Here is a 15,209-nt window from a genome sequence, read left to right as displayed (position 1 = left end):
CTTATGAATTAAATCAACGGAACCGTGATTTTTTCGATCATCGGACCGGTGGCCGGACGGATACCCCGCCACCAGGCGAACGCCGCCGCCGCCTGCTCCACCAACATGCCGACACCATCGGCCAGCCGGTCGACGCTGGAACGTTTGGCCAATTTCAGGAACGGGGTCAGCCCCTTTCCATAGGCCAGTTCATAGGCCAGGCCGGCGCGGGCGAAGACCCTCTCGGTGATCGGCGGCAACTCGCCCCGCAGGCTGGCCGAGGTCGCATTGATGACGATGTCGAAATCCCCCGCCCCCAGATCGGCGTAACCGCCCGAAACGATATCGCCGAAGGACGAAAACCGCTCGCGCAGGGCATGGGCCTTGGCCACGGTGCGATTGATGATGGTGAGCGACGCCGGCCCGGCCTCGAGAATGGGCAGGGCCGCGCCACGGGCGGCGCCACCGGCCCCCAGCATCAGAACCCGCCGGCCGCGCAGCGGCGTACAAAGGTTTTCCCGGATATCGGCGACCAGCCCGACACCGTCGAAATTCTCGGCGATGATCCGGCCGTCCTCGAATTTCAGCGCGTTGCTCGCCCCGGCCAACTCGGCCCGCTGACAGCGATCGCCGGCCAGGGCGAAGGCTTCCACCTTGAAGGGAGCGGTGACGTTGGCCCCCTTGCCGCCCAGGATCTTGAACGCGTCGAGCGACGCCGCGAAACCGCCCGGCGACGCCTCGATGGCGATGTAGTCCAAATTCTGCGCGGTTTGCCGGGCGAATTCACCGTGAATGAACGGCGATTTGGTATGCCCCAGGGGATTGCCGAAAACGGCGTAGAGATCGTTCATGAGGAAACGGCCTCCTCCGCATAAAGAACGCCATCGCCGACCATCCTTTCGATGTCGGCCGGCGCGTAACCGAGCGCCTCGGCGATCGGCCGGTTATGCTGCCCCAGCAGCGGGGCGGCGGTCTTGGGCGTCGCGTCGCAATCGGAGAAGCGGAAGGGCAAATTGGCCAGCTTCACCTTCCCCAGGATGGGATGGTCCTGTTCGATGATCATGTTGCGGGCGGCGACCTGCGGATCGGCGATCACTTCGTCGATGCTTTGGACCGGCGCGCAGGGCACCCCGGCGGCATCGAGCAGGGCGATGCAGGCCTTGGCCGAAGGCTGCGCGCTCACCCAATCGCGGACATAGGCTTCGGCCGCCCGATGATTGGCGTTGCGGCTGGCCGGATCGAGAAACCTTCGATCGGACTCCAATGCCTCTCCGCCGATCAGGCGGGCCAGGCGTTTCCAGGCGTCATCGACCTGGGCGGCGATCACCAGATTGCCGTCTTTGGCCGAAAACGCGCCATAGATGGTGGAATCCGGCATCACCGAGCCCGTCTGCACGGGGATTTCCGTGCCGTTGCTCAGGGTATAGCGCTGCACGGCGTAATCATGCATCGAGACCAGGCAGTCATAGAGGGCCAGATCGATATGCCGGCCCCTGCCGGTGCTGCCGCGTCCGTAAAGGGCGGCGCAAACCGCCGCGACGCCGTGCATGGCGGTGTACATGTCGCCCAGCGGCATCCGCATCAGGGGCGGCGCCTCGCCGGGATTGCCGAGCTGGGCCATGCAGCCGCTCTTGGCCTCGGCGATCAGGCCGAAACCCGGCCTCGGCGAATCGGGGCCGGTATGGCCGTAGGCCGAAATCGAACAATAGACGAGCCTGGGATTGATCCGGGAAAGCTCCGCATAGCCCAGGCCCAGTTTATCGAGCGAGCCGGGCCGGTAGTTTTCGACGAAAACATCGGCCGTCGCCACCAGTTTTTGCAGCAGTTCGAGTCCGCGCGGATCCTTGAGATTCACGCACAGACCCTGTTTTCCCATGTTCTGCTGAAGGAAATAGCCGCTCTGGCCCTTGACGAAAATGGGATGCGCGCGACCGGCGTCGCCTTCCTTCGGGCGTTCGACCTTGATCACCTCGGCTCCCATTGCGGCGAGACAGCGCGACAAATGGGGGCCGGCCAGGAAATGGCTGTAGTCGATGACGCGGATGCCGGCCAGGGGAAGCGGCTGGGTGTTCGGTTGATCGGTCATGAAATGTGACTCCCCCTTGATCAGAAAGTACCGGGACGCCGCGGGATCATCAGGCGATGTTCGCCAAGCTGAACGACCTCGTCCTTTTGATTGATGAGTTCGGAGCGCAACACGACGATGCCCCATCCGGGCTTGCTGACCGTGCGCATGCTTTCGACATGGAATTTCACATGAACGGTGTCGCCGATCTTGATGGGCAGCCGAAAATCCCAGGTCCAGCCCAACGACATGCCGGGCTGGAAGCGCAAATCGGCCTGGGTCTTCAATCCATCCGTTAGGGAAAGCCCCAGCAATCCGTGGGCGACGCGCGTGCCGAAGGGCGTGGTCCTGGCGTATTCCTCGTCCGTATGCACCGGCGTGAAATCGCCGGTGAGATTGGCATAGGTCATGATGTGGTCCGCAGTGACCGTGAAATTCGGGCTGATGCCCCGATCTCCCACCGTCACGTCGTCGTAGTAGCGCTCAACAATCGGCTCGCTCATGTCTTTCCGTGTCCTTGTGAAAACCCGGGTCTCAAGCCCTGGGATCGATGGCCAACGCCTGGGCGACGGCGGGGCCGCTCGCCTGTATCAGTTCCAGACAAAGGCCGTCGGGCAGTTGCAGCCAGTTGCGTCCTTGCGGGAGATGCCGTACGCCCCATCGCTCCGCCTCGGCGAGAGCCCCCTCCAGGTCCTCGGTCATGACGCCGATATGGGCAAGGCGTCCCTCTGGTCCCTCGAAGCCCGGCTCGGAGGCCAATTGGACTCCGCCAATCGTCCAGACCTGTCTGGGCGCATCCGGCTCGCCCTGCACTTCGCGCAGCGTCATGCCGAGAACGTCGCGGAAGAAGCGGATATGCCAGTGGATGTCCCTGACGCGGATGGCGACATGTTCGACGTAGGATTGCTTGGCATAGGCCATGGGTCACCTCGCGGCGGGGATCGCGGTCGGGGCGGGGCCGAAATGCGCCAGACGGTGTTCGATACCTTTGACGCAGGCGACCAGGGTTTCGTTGACGGGAGTCGGAATAGCGCAGGCCTTGCCGGCCCGCACCACCGAGCCATTGATGAAATCGACTTCGGTGGCTTGACCCCGTTCCAGGCTCTGCAACATCGACGTCTTGAATTCGAAGGGCAGTCCCTCGGACGCCATCAACCAGGCATCCCGGGGTTCCCGGATCGACAGCGCCACGCCCCGGGCTTTCGCCACCGCCATCGCCTCGGCCACCGCGCCAAGGGCCGTCGCCTCGACTTCCGGCACTTCGTAGAGACCACCATAGACGAGTCCGGTGACGGCGCTGACCGCCCCGGTCGCAACATTGATCAGAAGCTTGTCCCAGATGGTGCCGACGATATTGGGACTGACGACGGTGTTGAGACCGGCCCGATTGAACTCCTCGGCGACCCTGGCCGCCCGGGCGCTCATCGAGCCGTCCAACTCGCCGATGTAGGTGAGTTTTCCGGCGACGCCGGCGATGCCGTGGCCGGGGGCCAGCAGCACGCCGCCGACATAGGTCTTGCCGGCCAGCAGATGTTCCCTGCCGACGACCTCGGCCAGGACGTCCTCGTGACCAAGACCGTTCTGGATGGACATCACCACCGTCTCCGGCCCGACGATCGATTTCGCCGCTTCGATGGCCGCCTTGGTGAAGTTGGATTTGACCAGAACGATCACCAGATCGACGATGCCAACCCCGCTGTAATCGGTGGCGGCGGTGACCTTGACCGGACGGTCGACGCCGTCTTCGCGCATGATCAGGCCGCGCTGGTTGATGGCCTCGACATGCGCCCGGTTGAGATCGACGAGGGTTACCTGGGAGCCGGCCTTGGCAAGCGTCCCACCAATCGCGCAACCCAATGCGCCTGCCCCCACAAAACAGATCTTCAAGGCGTCGCTCCCGTTTTTATCGTCGTTTGCGCCGATTGCCCCGCCTGTCCGGCGGCGCCTCGGCATTTGTTGGAAGGAAGCTTAGGCTTTGAGGATTGTTTTTAATATGCAATGGATTCAATAATACTCATTGAAAATTTTAATAATGCGGTTCCCGGATGAAGGTCAAAGCGGACGAACATGAGGCAGGCCTGATCGAGGTGCGATTGTTGCGCCTGTTCGAAGCGATCCATGCCACCCAAAGCGTGACCCGCGCGGCCGAGCAATTGGGGCAGACCCAGCCGACCGTGAGCATCGGGCTGGGACATCTGCGCCGGCAGTTTGGCGATCCCCTGTTCGTGCGAACCTCCGAGGGAATGCGCCCGACCCCTCACGCGGATGCCCTGATCGGTCCGGTGCGTCAGGTGTTGCAGGCCTTGCGGCAGCTATCCGAGCAGGGGCCCGTCTTCGACCCATTGACGGCAACCCGCATGTTTCGCATCGGCATGACCGACGCCAGCCACATCACCTTGCTGCCGCAGTTGCTGGCCCATATCCGGGCCCATGCGCCGCATGTCCAACTGGAAGCCATGCAGATCGACGAAACCATTCCGCAGGCCCTGCAGATGGGGGACGCCGACATCGCCATTGGCCTGATTCCCGGCCTGGAGGCCGGATTTTATCAGCAGACGCTCTATGCGCAGGATTGGGTCTGCCTTGCCCAGCACCCCCATCCCCACCTTGCCGGAGGGCTTTCGCTCGACGCCTACAAGGCTGAGGCCCATATCGACATCGTCTCCGGAACCGGCCAGGACCTGCTGGAAGAGGCGCTCAAGATCCATGGCGTCGATCGCCGCGTGCTGCTCAGATTACCCGGGTTTCTCGGCCTGGCGCGCATCTTGTCGGGAAGCGATCTGATCGCCACCCTGCCCCGGCATATCGGCGAAACCCTGGCCGCCCTCGGCGGCCTGAAGGTTCATGCCTGTCCGCTTCCCATTCCCGGCTTCACGGTCAAGCAGCATTGGCATGCCCGCTTTCACCACGATCCGGCGAACCGTTGGCTGCGCGGAGTCTGCGCGGAATTGTTCCTCAAAGGGGGAGAGCACGCCCTGGGCTAAGCCCTCAGTTGAACGCCAGCCCGCGATTGTGCAGTTCCATGGTCATGTCAAGGGTGGTCATCGCCTGGTCGAGGGTGGTGATGCCCTTGGCCTCCAGGCCATCGATCAGGCGCAGCAGGATGGCTGCGGTCACCAGGGAATCGCCCAGCGCCGTATGACGGTCGGTCACCGTGATGCCGTAGCGTTCGGCGATGGCGTCCAGGGACTGGTTTTCCGGCGTGCCGTCGACGTAGGCCGACAGCAGCATGGTGTCCAGCACCCGGTTGTCGAAGACCACGCCGCATTCGGCCTCGCGCATGCGGATGAACTTCAGGTCGAAGGCGGCGTTGTGGGCGATCAGCACGGCGTCCGCCGCATAGGCCTTGAACTGCGGCAAAACCACCGTCAAGGGCGGCTTGCCCTCCACCATCTCGTCGGTGATGCCGTGGAACTTCACCGATTCGGCCGGAATGGGGCGTCCGGGATTGACGACGCGGTTGAAGGTCTCGCCGGTCAGGATGCGGCCGTTGACCACGCGCACCGCCGCCAGGGAAACCACCTGATCGCCTTGCGTCGGCTTGAGTCCGGTGGTTTCGGTATCGAACACCACATAGGTCAGGGAACGCAGGCCGGCCTGCCCCAGATCGCCGGCCGGCGCCTGCGACAGCAGGTTGAAATCGAAGAACTCGGGACGCGGCGGAAGTTTCAGCGCGTCCTCGGCGCGGTCCTGCCCCTCGCGGCCCAGCGACAGGGCGATGCGCAGGGTGACCCGGCCATCCACCTGCTCCTCGACCAGATCCTCGCGGGTATGGTGGCGCATCACGTCGCGAACCGTCATCCCGCCCAAGGCGCGCGAGATTTCGACCTTCTGCCAGGCGATCAGGCTGTCGTCGCCGACCCGGCCGCCCACCCATGTCAGGCAGATCCAGCCGTGCCGCCCGTCAGCCTCCACCCCCAGATCGAATTCGGCCGCCCCGGTGCCCGCCGCGACGCCCTTCAACAACGCCTCCAGCGCCAGAACCAGGGTATGGCTGTCGCCGTGCAGCCACACCGGCAGACCCGTCATATTGACCTTGAGGCCGGAATTGTCGAGCCGGCGGATGACATAGTCGAACAGATCTGCCGAATGGATATCGCTCATCGGCCACCAGCCGGTGAGCAGGCGACGATAATCGTCCTTCACCCGGTCGAGCGCCGCGCCGATCTCCCGTGCCGCGGCGGCCGGATCGCCGGAGGGATCGCCCAGCCGCCCGACCGGCCCATTCAAGGATTCGATGACCTGGCGCAGCATGGCGTCGCGGCGCGCCAGGGCCGAGATGCTCTCGGTGACGTCGTTGAAGGTGACGACATAGCCGGTGATCTGGGACTGGGACTGGGTCCGGATCAGGCTCATCCGCCCCTGCAACAAGGAGCGCCCGTCGATGGTGCCGGTGACGAAGGGGGCGCTGTCCGGGCCGCTTTCCGGCCGGTGGGTGAGAACGTCCAGAATATGCAGAACCGGTTCCCGGGCGACCAGGCCGAACAGCGGGCGGCCCAGTCCCATCTCGCCGGCGACGCGAAGAAGTCCCAGGGCGATCTGGTTGTACAGAACCACCTGATGCTGCCAATTGCAGACCACCACGCCTTCATGCAGATCGTTGAGGATGGCCGCCAGACGCGCCTTTTCGGTCTCGGTCACGGCGGTCGCCCTGGCCACCGCCAGGGACATTTCGGTACGGGCGGCCCCCAGCTTCAGCGCCAGACCATTGGCCGCCTCGGCCAGCGAAGGCAGGGCAGAGTAACGCCCGACATCGATGGAATGGCGTTGGTCTCCATGGGCGACGGCCCCGAGATCGACCGCCAACCGCCGGGCGGGCGACAGGACCGCAATTCTGACGACGGCCAGGACCGCCAGGGTGAAAACGGCGGCGAGCACAAACACCAAGAGGATGAAGGAATTCGTCCGGGCCTCGTCGTCTCCCCCCGGCGCCAGCCAAGCCAGCACGAGACCGGCCCAGAAGAGGCCGACCGTCAGACCCAGCCATAGGGACAGGACGTGCCGCTTGCGTTTCACCCGAGCCTCCCCGAGGGAATGTGGCGTTTCCACGCCGCCCTCGCATTCTCGCAGAGGCCATGGGGAGCGGCAACCCTTGCACGGAAACATCCAAATACCCACATATCGACGGGAAGGTCAGGTCCGCGTTCCCTGCCGCCACCCTGTTTCTCGTAGCACATGGAGGGACGATCATGTCCGCGAAAGCCGATGTCGCCGTGGGAGACCGCTTCATGAAGGTCGGCAGTTACCGGATGCCGGCCTGGACGGTGGCGAGGATTTCCTGTGCCAATGTCAGCTTGCCGCACGCCTATCTGGAACGAGAGGGTTTAAGCGGAGACAAGATCACCGTCGCGGTGCCGGCGCTTACCGATTCAACGCTTTACCGGAAACTTCCGACAGCCGCCGATTAAGGGTGTGGCACCGGCGTCCCTGCTGGTGTCCGGCGTGAGCCGGAAAGGATCCACCTTTCGGCGGAACACCGGCAGGGACGCCCATATGCGGTAGCATAAGCCCTCGCCCCTTGTGGGAGAGGGGATATTCGAGCGCTTATGGGGTGGGACACGGACGCCGTGTGAAACCTCAGATCTTGTGGTAGCTCCGGTACCATTCGACGAATTTGGGGATCCCCTCCTCGATGCCAGTGGCCGGAGAGAAACCGAAATCGCGCTGGATGGCGCTGATGTCGGCGAAGGTTTCCTTGACGTCGCCGGGCTGCATCGGCTCCAGGATGATCTCGGCCTTTTTCCCGAGCGCCTGCTCGATGATGCCGATGAAGCGCATCAGGGGTTCCGAACGGTGGTTGCCGATATTGTAGAGCCGGTAAGGCGTTCCCTCGCCGGAGGGCGCCCCGTCGGCGACGGCCACGACTCCGCTGACGATATCGTCGATGAAGGTGAAATCCCGTCGCATGTCGCCGCCGTTGAACACATGGATGGGCTGCCCGGCCAGGATCGCCTTGACGAACAGGAAGGCCGACATGTCCGGCCGCCCCCAAGGCCCATAGACCGTAAAGAAACGCAATCCGGTGGTGGGAATGCCGAACAGATGGCTGTAGCTGTGCGCCATCAGTTCATTGGCCTTCTTGGTCGCCGCGTAAAGCGAGACGGGCGTGTCGACCCGGTCCTCGACGGAAAACGGCAGCTTGGTGTTGGCGCCGTAGACCGAGGACGAACTGGCATAGACGAAATGTTCGCAAGCCTGCAGCCGGCGCGCGAACTCCAGCATGACCACATGCCCCTCGATATTCGAGCGGGTGTAGGCGTAGGGGTTGACCAGCGAATAACGAACGCCGGCCTGCGCCGCCAGATGGATGATCCGGGTAATATCCGGATGGTGCACGGCGACACCGGCCATGGCCTCGCGGTCGGCGATATCGACGCGATGGAAGGTAAATCCCGGACGTTCGGAAAGAATGCCGAGGCGCGCCTCCTTCAAGGCCGGATCGTAGTAGTCGTTCACCACGTCGAGACCGACCACGGCTTCACCGCGCGCCAGAAGGCGAAGGCAGGTGTGAAATCCAATGAAGCCGGCGGCGCCCGTCACCAGGTATGTCATGATGTCTCCTAAGGCCAGTCGGCCTGATATAGCCGGTCGGACCGGAGAAATCACCCCGGAAAATCGCCCGGTAACAGGCGACTTTCCCGAGATGGCTCTTATCGGCGGAAGGCTCCGCCGGCACCGGCCACGGACGCGGCCGGTGCCGCGTCACTCCATGCCGAGGGCGCGCTTGTAGAGATCGAGCAGTTCCTCTTGTTCCTTGCGATCATGCTCCTCGACCTTGCGGAGCGAAATGATCTTGCGAATGATCTTGATGTCGAAGCCGGTCGATTTGGCTTCCGAATAGACCTGCTTGATATCTTCCGAGAGAGCCTTCTTTTCTTCTTCCAGCCGCTCGATCCGATCGACGTACTGCTGCAAAGCCTCGCCGGCAATACCGCCGATTGTCTCGTTCGAAGTCGAAGTCGTGCCGTCTGGCATGTTTCTCTTACCTTAAGGTGATGGGGTCAATGATCGAGCCGGGCGGACCCGGCGCAGGGGTGGGAGGATAGCGAGGAGCACCGGTTCGATGCAAGAGGCATGGATTGCCCAGACGCTCAGAACATCCGGCGCAACCGGTTCTCGGGCCGGGCCAGAAGAGGCGCCAGCAAATCGGCCAGACGATCGCCCCACCCTTCGGCCATCGGGTCGGATATCAGCAGATCCTGCCGGATTTCTATGGAAACGTGAGGGCGCCCGCAGGATCCGCCATGAAGATCCACGGTATAATTGCTGGTGCGTCCGGAATATGGCTGATTGTCTCCGACCTCCAACCCGCCATCCGCCCGCAGGGCCTCGATCAAAGGCACGGCCAGCCGCGGATCCCGATTCCAGAGAATACCCACATGCCATGGCCTGGCCTGGCCGTTCATCTCCGGGGTGAAGCTGTGCACGGCGATCACCGCGGCCGCGTCGTTTCCCGACGCCTCGATCCGCCCGAGGTGGGTCGAGATGGCCCCATGATAGGGGTAGAAATAGTCGGTCGCCCGTTGGCGGACCTGCCCGTCCTCCAGACGCCGGTTTCCAGGAACGCCGGTCCCGTCGCTTTCCTCGCAGATCGACGTGTCATGACCCAATGGGCGGTTGCAATCGATGACCAGACGCGAAACGCAGGACAGAACGGCCGATGCCCCAAGCCGTTTGGCAAGCCGGCGCGCGACGACGGCCGCGCCGATATCCCAGGCGATATGGCGATCCAGGGCGGCCGCCGTCAGACCGAGGCCGGCCAGGCGGGGCGGCACCTGGTTGCTGGCGTGATCGCAGACGATCAGCGTCGGGCAGGCGGCGTCGGGGTCCAGGACCTCGACCGGCGGCGTCTCCTCGCTGAAGTTGGGATCGGGGTCGATCCTGGAAGGAACGGAAAAGGTCAATCGAAACCGCTCTCGGTGAACTGTCTCTGGATGGTGACGATTTCCTCGCGGCACGACAAGAGCGCGTCGACGGCCGGTGGATAAAATTTCGTCCCCCGCGACGCCGAAAGGAACTCGAAGGCCTTTTCGTTGGGCCAACCGTCCTTGTAGGGACGGCGGCTGGTCAGGGCATCGAAAACGTCGGCGACGGTGGTAATGCGCGCCTCGAGGGGAATCGCCTCGCCGGCCAGTTTATAAGGGTAGCCGGAACCATCCCAATTCTCGTGGTGATAGGCCACGACATTGAACAGAATGCCGATCTGCGGCAGGCGGCCCATGGAGAATTCCTCGACCATCATCTCGACGATCTCCCGCCCCTTTACGACATGCAGGCGCATCACCGCCACCTCGTCCGGATCCAACCGCCCAGGCTTCAGAAGGATGCTGTCGGGAATGGCGACCTTCCCCACGTCATGCAGGGTGGAGAAATGAAACAGGAATTCGATGTAATCGTCGCTCAAGGCATGACTGTCGGCCAGGACACGGGCGATCAGCCGGCAATAGCGCGACATCCGCTGCAGATGGGCGCCCGTCTCCTCGTCGCGCTGGCCGCTGATCTGCCGGAGCGTGCTGACCGCGGCCTGCATGACATCGATCTTCTCCAATTCGATGACCGCCGCCAGGGCGATGATCTGGGCATAGGGCCAAAGCTGGGCGATCACGCCGGGGGCGAAGAAATCGGGTTCCTCGGCGTTGAAAAACAGGAACCCCTTCAACTTCCCGCCGCTCATCAGCGGCACGGTGTAACTCGACCGGTACCCCTGTTCCAACAGTTTGCGGGTATGCAAGGCATCGGGACGATAGCACCCCAGGTCGTCGATCACCCTGGGCGCGCCGTTCGCCGCCACCTCCTGGAGGGACGGAACCTCGGACAGTTTGGCGTCGTAATTGCTGAGCGGCTGCACGCCGCCGCTTGAATGAATGAAGGTATGCAGCAGATCCGACCGGGCGTCATAGACGGCTATGGCAATCCGCGACAAGGCCCGCAAGGGCGCGATGGCCTTGATACGATCGTGCAGGGTGAACAGATTGAAGGCGAAACCGTCCTGCCCCAATCCGTCCTGCACGCTGACCGTAGACAACATTTTCTCTCTCTAATCCTTAAAGAGGGGCCGTTTTGGATGAAACTGGACGGGCATACGCGCCCATGGCTTAATCCATAATTGTATGACGCCGGCGGAACATATATTTTTTAGGGTTTTGCAAACAACCCCGCCGCAGTCATACCCCCATCATCACATTCATTTCCCTTTCTGCAAAGAGTGGGATTTTCATGACCGACCGGAACGCCCGGCCGCCCTGTCAGATCAGTCCGGCGGTCAGGGAACGGTATGCGAAACGGAGGTCGTCGACAAACCGGCTGCGGGTTCCGACGATCACCGTGCAGGTCATCCCGGCCGTCAGGGAAAGCCCTCGCGGAACGCTGTCGATATGGATGCGCACAGGCATGCGCTGCGCAAGGCGGACCCAGGTGAAAACCGGATTGACCGAGGCCAGGCCATTGGTGGAGGCGTCGCCGTTCTGATCGGCGATGCCGTGGCTCAGGCTTTCGACATGGCCGGCCAGGGGGCGGGAATCGCTCATCAGTTCGATGACCGCCCCATCCCCGACGTGAAGCGCGCCCAGCTTGGTCTCCTCGAAATATCCGGCGACCCAGAAGGAATCGCTGTCGACCACGGCAATGGCCGCCTGCCCCACCGACGCGTAGTCGCCGACCCTGAGATTGAGATTGGTGACATAGCCGTTGACCGGCGAGCGCACGGTCGTTCTGGTCAGGTTCAATTTGGCCAAATCGAGTTGGGCCTGCGCCTCGCTGACCGCCGCCGTCGCGACGCCGGCGCTGCCGTTGTATTGCTCCTTCTCCTCGGTGGAGGCCACGAGATCGCTCAAGGCCGCCCGCCGCTGAGCTTTCGCCAGGGCGACGCGACGGTCCTGGGCGCGGCTGTCGACCGCCGCCTGGACCTGAGTGAGCGCCAGCTTGAAGCGTTCGGGATCGATGACGAACAAAACGTCACCCTTGTGGACGAACTGATTGTCGACCACGCGGACCTCGGAAACGGTGCCGGCGACCTCGGGGGCGATGCGCACCACCTCGGCACGGACGCGGCCGTCGCGGGTCCATGGATCGACCATGAAGTGATGCCACAGGGCGACGGACAGGACGGCGGCGACCGCCGCCAGGGCCAGGGTGACGACCACGCGCAGGAACCGCTTGATCATTGGTACACCACCACACACAGGATCATGACGAAGAGCGAGATCTCGAACAGCCCCAGATGCCAGACGCGGCTCAGCAATCCCATGCGGGCCAGAAGCCAGCGCAAAGACAGCAGCGCCACGGCCGCGATCAGCAATTCGATAACGAAGGGCGAAAAATAAACGCCCGCCAACTCGGCTTCCTTACTCATGAACTCCTCGAGATCAGGTCTTTGCGGAAAACTGGAAAAAACGCCGGTGGCGCCCCAGCAGAATGGCGATTTCGGTAAATGAGGCGGCCGCGCGAAACAGGGCCGTCTGGCCCGGTCGTCCGTCCGCCAAAAGCAGCAGGTCGCGCGCGACGGCGTCGCTGGTGCGCACCGCCAGATGCGGCGTCTCGCCGAGACGCCGCAGGGCGAGAAGCGCCTTCCCGGCAAGCGCGGCGCCGGCCGGATCGAGATTCAGGTCGCGGATCCGCAGCAACTCGCGGCCGATTCGCAAGGCGGCGAAGCCTCCCCGCAACAGGCCGTCCTGGGCGACACCCGCCGCGCGCATATGGCTTCCCAACCGGGTCAGACGATCATGCATGCGGGCTTCCCAACCGGCCCGGGCGATGCCTTCGGGCTGCTGGGTCAAGCGCTCGATATCGGCATGGATGGCCCGGACCAGGGCCCGCACATTGCGGCGCCGGTCGACCGGCAGGACAAGCCGATAGACCACCGTGGTGAGGGCCGCCCCGGCGACGGTCGCCAGGGCGTTGCTGAGGAAGGTCTCGACGTCATAGGTCATCGGATTGGACGGCGCCAGCAAGGTGATGAAGAAAACATAGAAACCGACCCCGATGAACACCGTCCCGGGCGTCATGGTGGCCACCACGGCCTCGAACAGAAAGGGCGCCAGGACCAGGGCCAGCAACGGAAAGCCGGAAATCTGCGGCAATACGTAAACAAGGCAGAAAAGCCCGGCCGCCGTGGCCAGCAGGGTTCCCCAGATGAAATCGATGGAATCGACGTCCGGCCGGCTGCGCAGGGACAGCAGCCCGACATTGGGAATGATCATCGCCACCATGGTCGCCCCGCCCGGCCATGCCGTGGCGATCCACAAGACGCCGGCCAGCCAGACGGTAATGGTGGCGCGCAGGCCGTTGATCGCCGCCCACCCCCACTCGGCGTGGAGACGTACCGGAACGATATCCGCCGGCGGCTTCTGCCCGAGCAGGACACCGAGACCACTGAGACAGAGGCCGATTTCGTCCAGCAATTCGCCGAGGCGATCGAGCACGGCCAGCGACGGACGGTCGCGCGCGTCCAAAGCCTCTTCGAGGCGGCCGCCAAGCGCCGCCAGATCGTCCTTGAGCGATTGGACGGCCGCCATTTCCGGCTTGGTCGCGACGATATCGGCCAGACGCCCGATCAGCGCCAGGATACCATCGGTCAGGTCCTGGGGCCGAGCGGCGGCGCCGATCCGGGCCAGGGCGGCATGGGATGAAGTGGCGATGGTCATGGTCCCGAGCATCGCCATGATGGCACCGCGCAGACCCTCGCCGATGCCGGCGATTTCCGGGGCCTCGACCACGGCATATTCGATGAGGCTGTCCAGCGCCCCGATATCGCCCGCCAGCTTCCGGCGGGCCTTCTCCATCACCAGGACGTCCCCCGACGACAGGGCCATCCGCACATAATCGGCAAGCGCCGCCAGAACGACGACCAATCTCGTCTCCAGGGTCTTGAGGGCGCCGCGCGAGGTGGTCAGCGAGGCGACCAGGGCCGAGCAGACGATACCGACGGTGACCACCGAGACGCGGTTGACGGCGACATTGAAAATGTCCTGGGGCGTATCGACGATCGGCAGGCAGATGAGAACCACCGTATAGCCGGCCAGCACGGCGCCGTAGGAACGGAAATTGTTGAGCACCGTCGAGGTCGCGGTACAAAGCCCCATCCACAGGCTAAGCCCCAGAATGAACAATTCCGGGGTCTGGGCGAAGGCGCCCATCAGGGCGACGGCGACCACGGCGCCGATCACCGTTCCGGCCAAACGGTAAAGACTTTTCGACAGCACCATGCCATGGACCGGATGGGCCACGAGAAGCACGGTCGTCGCCGCCGAATAGGGCGTGGAGAGTTCGAGCTGAAAGGCCACCCAAAGCGCCAGCAGGGCGGCGAAGACGGCGCGGGCGGCATGAATGTAGGCGGGCGGCGGCGCCGAAACGGCGCGCAAACTTTCCCCAAGACCGCGCCCGGCGGCCGATAGACTGGCAAGCGCTCCGCTGATCACGCTTTGCGTCCCGCTCCCGAGAGGGTTTCCACATTGCGTTCGATCTGCGCGAAAACACGCAGACAGGCGGCCAGATCGGCATCGGAAATGCCGGCGGTCAGATGTTCCCCGACGGAGGAGACCACGCCGGCGATCCGCCGGTACATCTCCTGCCCGCTCTCCGTCAAATGCAGTGTCTTGCAGCGCCGGTCACCCGGCGCGTCCCGCCGCTGCACCAGCCCCTGTTCCTCAAGACGGTCGATCAACTCGCCCAACGAGGACGGCTCCATGTCCAGCGCGTCGGCCAGGTCCTTCGGCCGCACGCCGTCGCCCAGTTTCCCGAGATGGAACAAGGGCCGACAGGAGGAGGCCGTCAGGCCGAAGCACGATGTCTCCCCATCGACGATGGCACGCCAATGGCGGCCCAGACGAATCGTCCGAAGCCCGAAATCCCGGCGCATCTGCCCAAGATCGGCTGACATGAATCCTGACCTTATTATGAGGAACCATATTGATAGTAACCTATTAATATGGTTCCTTTCAAGGGCCATGATGGGGTCTGCCAGGGCAATCGGGTGAACCCGCTTGCCCTGGTTTAAATTGTTACCCCTCATACGCCGGGCGGCGGACATCCGTCCGCCTCGGGCTTCCTCCGCTGGCGCTTCGGGGATCGCGGTAGGGACGCTCATTGCTGAGCGCCCCCCGCACAGATCCGTACGTGCGGCTTTCCCGCATACGGCTCCCACCTCGGGTATTTGACGGCGAACCTC

16 protein-coding genes are annotated in these 15,209 nt (G+C 63.7%); 2 read left to right on the top strand and 14 right to left on the bottom strand.

Translation table 11 applies throughout. From position 1 onward, the window contains the following. Nucleotides 1-8: 8 nt before the first annotated feature. Genes aroE through CWS72_RS22755 form a run of 5 tightly spaced genes read right to left on the bottom strand, consistent with a single transcriptional unit; the run spans nt 9 to nt 3,931 of the window. Entirely contained in the window at nt 9-830 is an 822-nt protein-coding gene (aroE, locus tag CWS72_RS22775; protein ID WP_101252955.1) for a shikimate dehydrogenase, read from the bottom strand. Further along, nucleotides 827-2,065: a CaiB/BaiF CoA transferase family protein gene (locus CWS72_RS22770; protein ID WP_101252954.1), complete on the bottom strand. Its 1,239-nt coding sequence runs from the start codon at nt 2,063-2,065 to the stop codon at nt 827-829. Before CWS72_RS22770 ends, aroE begins: the two co-directional genes overlap by 4 nt. A gap of 20 nt (nt 2,066-2,085) precedes the next feature. Next, nucleotides 2,086-2,547 (bottom strand): MaoC family dehydratase, encoded by a 462-nt coding sequence (locus CWS72_RS22765; RefSeq protein WP_101252953.1) that lies wholly within the window; start codon nt 2,545-2,547, stop codon nt 2,086-2,088. A 31-nt stretch (nt 2,548-2,578) separates the two neighbouring features. Further along, the gene (locus CWS72_RS22760; RefSeq protein ID WP_101252952.1) at nt 2,579-2,965 is read right to left on the bottom strand and encodes a VOC family protein; all 387 of its coding nucleotides are present in this window, start codon (nt 2,963-2,965) and stop codon (nt 2,579-2,581) included. Nucleotides 2,966-2,968: 3 nt separating this feature from the next. Continuing rightward, entirely contained in the window at nt 2,969-3,931 is a 963-nt protein-coding gene (locus CWS72_RS22755) for a ketopantoate reductase family protein (protein WP_101252993.1), read from the bottom strand. A gap of 158 nt (nt 3,932-4,089) precedes the next feature. Here CWS72_RS22755 and CWS72_RS22750 point away from each other — a divergent pair, with 158 nt between their 5' ends. Further along, entirely contained in the window at nt 4,090-5,028 is a 939-nt protein-coding gene (locus CWS72_RS22750) for a LysR family transcriptional regulator (protein WP_101252951.1), read from the top strand. Nucleotides 5,029-5,032: 4 nt separating this feature from the next. Here the strand turns inward: CWS72_RS22750 and CWS72_RS22745 are convergent, their stop codons facing one another. Then, on the bottom strand, nt 5,033-7,060 hold the full coding sequence (locus tag CWS72_RS22745; RefSeq protein ID WP_241911859.1) for a 3'-5' exonuclease: 2,028 nt from the start codon (nt 7,058-7,060) through the stop codon (nt 5,033-5,035). Between the two features lie 173 nt (nt 7,061-7,233). Between CWS72_RS22745 and CWS72_RS22740 the strand changes: the two genes are divergently transcribed. After that, a complete protein-coding gene (locus CWS72_RS22740) occupies nt 7,234-7,452 on the top strand; it encodes a hypothetical protein (protein ID WP_101252950.1) in 219 nt (72 codons plus the stop codon). Nucleotides 7,453-7,621: 169 nt separating this feature from the next. Here CWS72_RS22740 and CWS72_RS22735 read toward each other — a convergent pair whose 3' ends face one another. The 8 genes from CWS72_RS22735 to CWS72_RS22700 all read right to left on the bottom strand — a co-directional run bounded on the left by CWS72_RS22735 (nt 7,622) and on the right by CWS72_RS22700 (nt 14,921). Beyond that, nucleotides 7,622-8,596: an NAD-dependent epimerase/dehydratase family protein gene (locus tag CWS72_RS22735; protein WP_101252949.1), complete on the bottom strand. Its 975-nt coding sequence runs from the start codon at nt 8,594-8,596 to the stop codon at nt 7,622-7,624. Nucleotides 8,597-8,746: 150 nt separating this feature from the next. Next, complete coding sequence (locus CWS72_RS22730) at nt 8,747-9,019, bottom strand: DUF2312 domain-containing protein (protein WP_101252948.1); 273 nt, start codon at nt 9,017-9,019, stop codon at nt 8,747-8,749. 116 nt (nt 9,020-9,135) lie between these two features. Further along, nucleotides 9,136-9,948: an N-formylglutamate amidohydrolase gene (locus CWS72_RS22725; RefSeq protein ID WP_101252947.1), complete on the bottom strand. Its 813-nt coding sequence runs from the start codon at nt 9,946-9,948 to the stop codon at nt 9,136-9,138. After that, entirely contained in the window at nt 9,945-11,072 is a 1,128-nt protein-coding gene (locus CWS72_RS22720) for an HD domain-containing phosphohydrolase (protein WP_101252946.1), read from the bottom strand. Before CWS72_RS22720 ends, CWS72_RS22725 begins: the two co-directional genes overlap by 4 nt. Nucleotides 11,073-11,289: 217 nt before the next feature. After that, nucleotides 11,290-12,207 (bottom strand): HlyD family secretion protein, encoded by a 918-nt coding sequence (locus CWS72_RS22715; protein ID WP_101252945.1) that lies wholly within the window; start codon nt 12,205-12,207, stop codon nt 11,290-11,292. Next, nucleotides 12,204-12,395, bottom strand: a complete 192-nt coding sequence (locus CWS72_RS22710; RefSeq protein ID WP_101252944.1) for a DUF1656 domain-containing protein — start codon at nt 12,393-12,395, stop codon at nt 12,204-12,206. Before CWS72_RS22710 ends, CWS72_RS22715 begins: the two co-directional genes overlap by 4 nt. Nucleotides 12,396-12,408: 13 nt before the next feature. Further along, entirely contained in the window at nt 12,409-14,460 is a 2,052-nt protein-coding gene (locus tag CWS72_RS22705) for an FUSC family protein (RefSeq protein ID WP_158240787.1), read from the bottom strand. Beyond that, nucleotides 14,457-14,921: a MarR family winged helix-turn-helix transcriptional regulator gene (locus CWS72_RS22700; protein WP_158240786.1), complete on the bottom strand. Its 465-nt coding sequence runs from the start codon at nt 14,919-14,921 to the stop codon at nt 14,457-14,459. Before CWS72_RS22700 ends, CWS72_RS22705 begins: the two co-directional genes overlap by 4 nt. Between the last annotated feature and the right edge of the window lie 288 nt (nt 14,922-15,209).

The sequence above is a fragment of the Telmatospirillum siberiense genome (genome assembly GCF_002845745.1).
Lineage (GTDB): Bacteria > Pseudomonadota > Alphaproteobacteria > Rhodospirillales > Magnetospirillaceae > Telmatospirillum > Telmatospirillum siberiense.
This window is presented reverse-complemented; position numbering and strand designations above follow the sequence as displayed.

Coding starts and splice junctions, on each gene's coding strand:
- aroE (WP_101252955.1), bottom strand. CDS start 830: ATGAACGATCTCTACGCCGTTTTCGGCAATCCCCTGGGGCATACCAAA.
- CWS72_RS22770 (WP_101252954.1), bottom strand. CDS start 2,065: ATGACCGATCAACCGAACACCCAGCCGCTTCCCCTGGCCGGCATCCGC.
- CWS72_RS22765 (WP_101252953.1), bottom strand. CDS start 2,547: ATGAGCGAGCCGATTGTTGAGCGCTACTACGACGACGTGACGGTGGGA.
- CWS72_RS22760 (WP_101252952.1), bottom strand. CDS start 2,965: ATGGCCTATGCCAAGCAATCCTACGTCGAACATGTCGCCATCCGCGTC.
- CWS72_RS22750 (WP_101252951.1), top strand. CDS start 4,090: ATGAAGGTCAAAGCGGACGAACATGAGGCAGGCCTGATCGAGGTGCGA.
- CWS72_RS22740 (WP_101252950.1), top strand. CDS start 7,234: ATGTCCGCGAAAGCCGATGTCGCCGTGGGAGACCGCTTCATGAAGGTC.
- CWS72_RS22735 (WP_101252949.1), bottom strand. CDS start 8,596: ATGACATACCTGGTGACGGGCGCCGCCGGCTTCATTGGATTTCACACC.
- CWS72_RS22730 (WP_101252948.1), bottom strand. CDS start 9,019: ATGCCAGACGGCACGACTTCGACTTCGAACGAGACAATCGGCGGTATT.
- CWS72_RS22720 (WP_101252946.1), bottom strand. CDS start 11,072: ATGTTGTCTACGGTCAGCGTGCAGGACGGATTGGGGCAGGACGGTTTC.
- CWS72_RS22715 (WP_101252945.1), bottom strand. CDS start 12,207: ATGATCAAGCGGTTCCTGCGCGTGGTCGTCACCCTGGCCCTGGCGGCG.
- CWS72_RS22710 (WP_101252944.1), bottom strand. CDS start 12,395: ATGAGTAAGGAAGCCGAGTTGGCGGGCGTTTATTTTTCGCCCTTCGTT.
- CWS72_RS22700 (WP_158240786.1), bottom strand. CDS start 14,921: ATGTCAGCCGATCTTGGGCAGATGCGCCGGGATTTCGGGCTTCGGACG.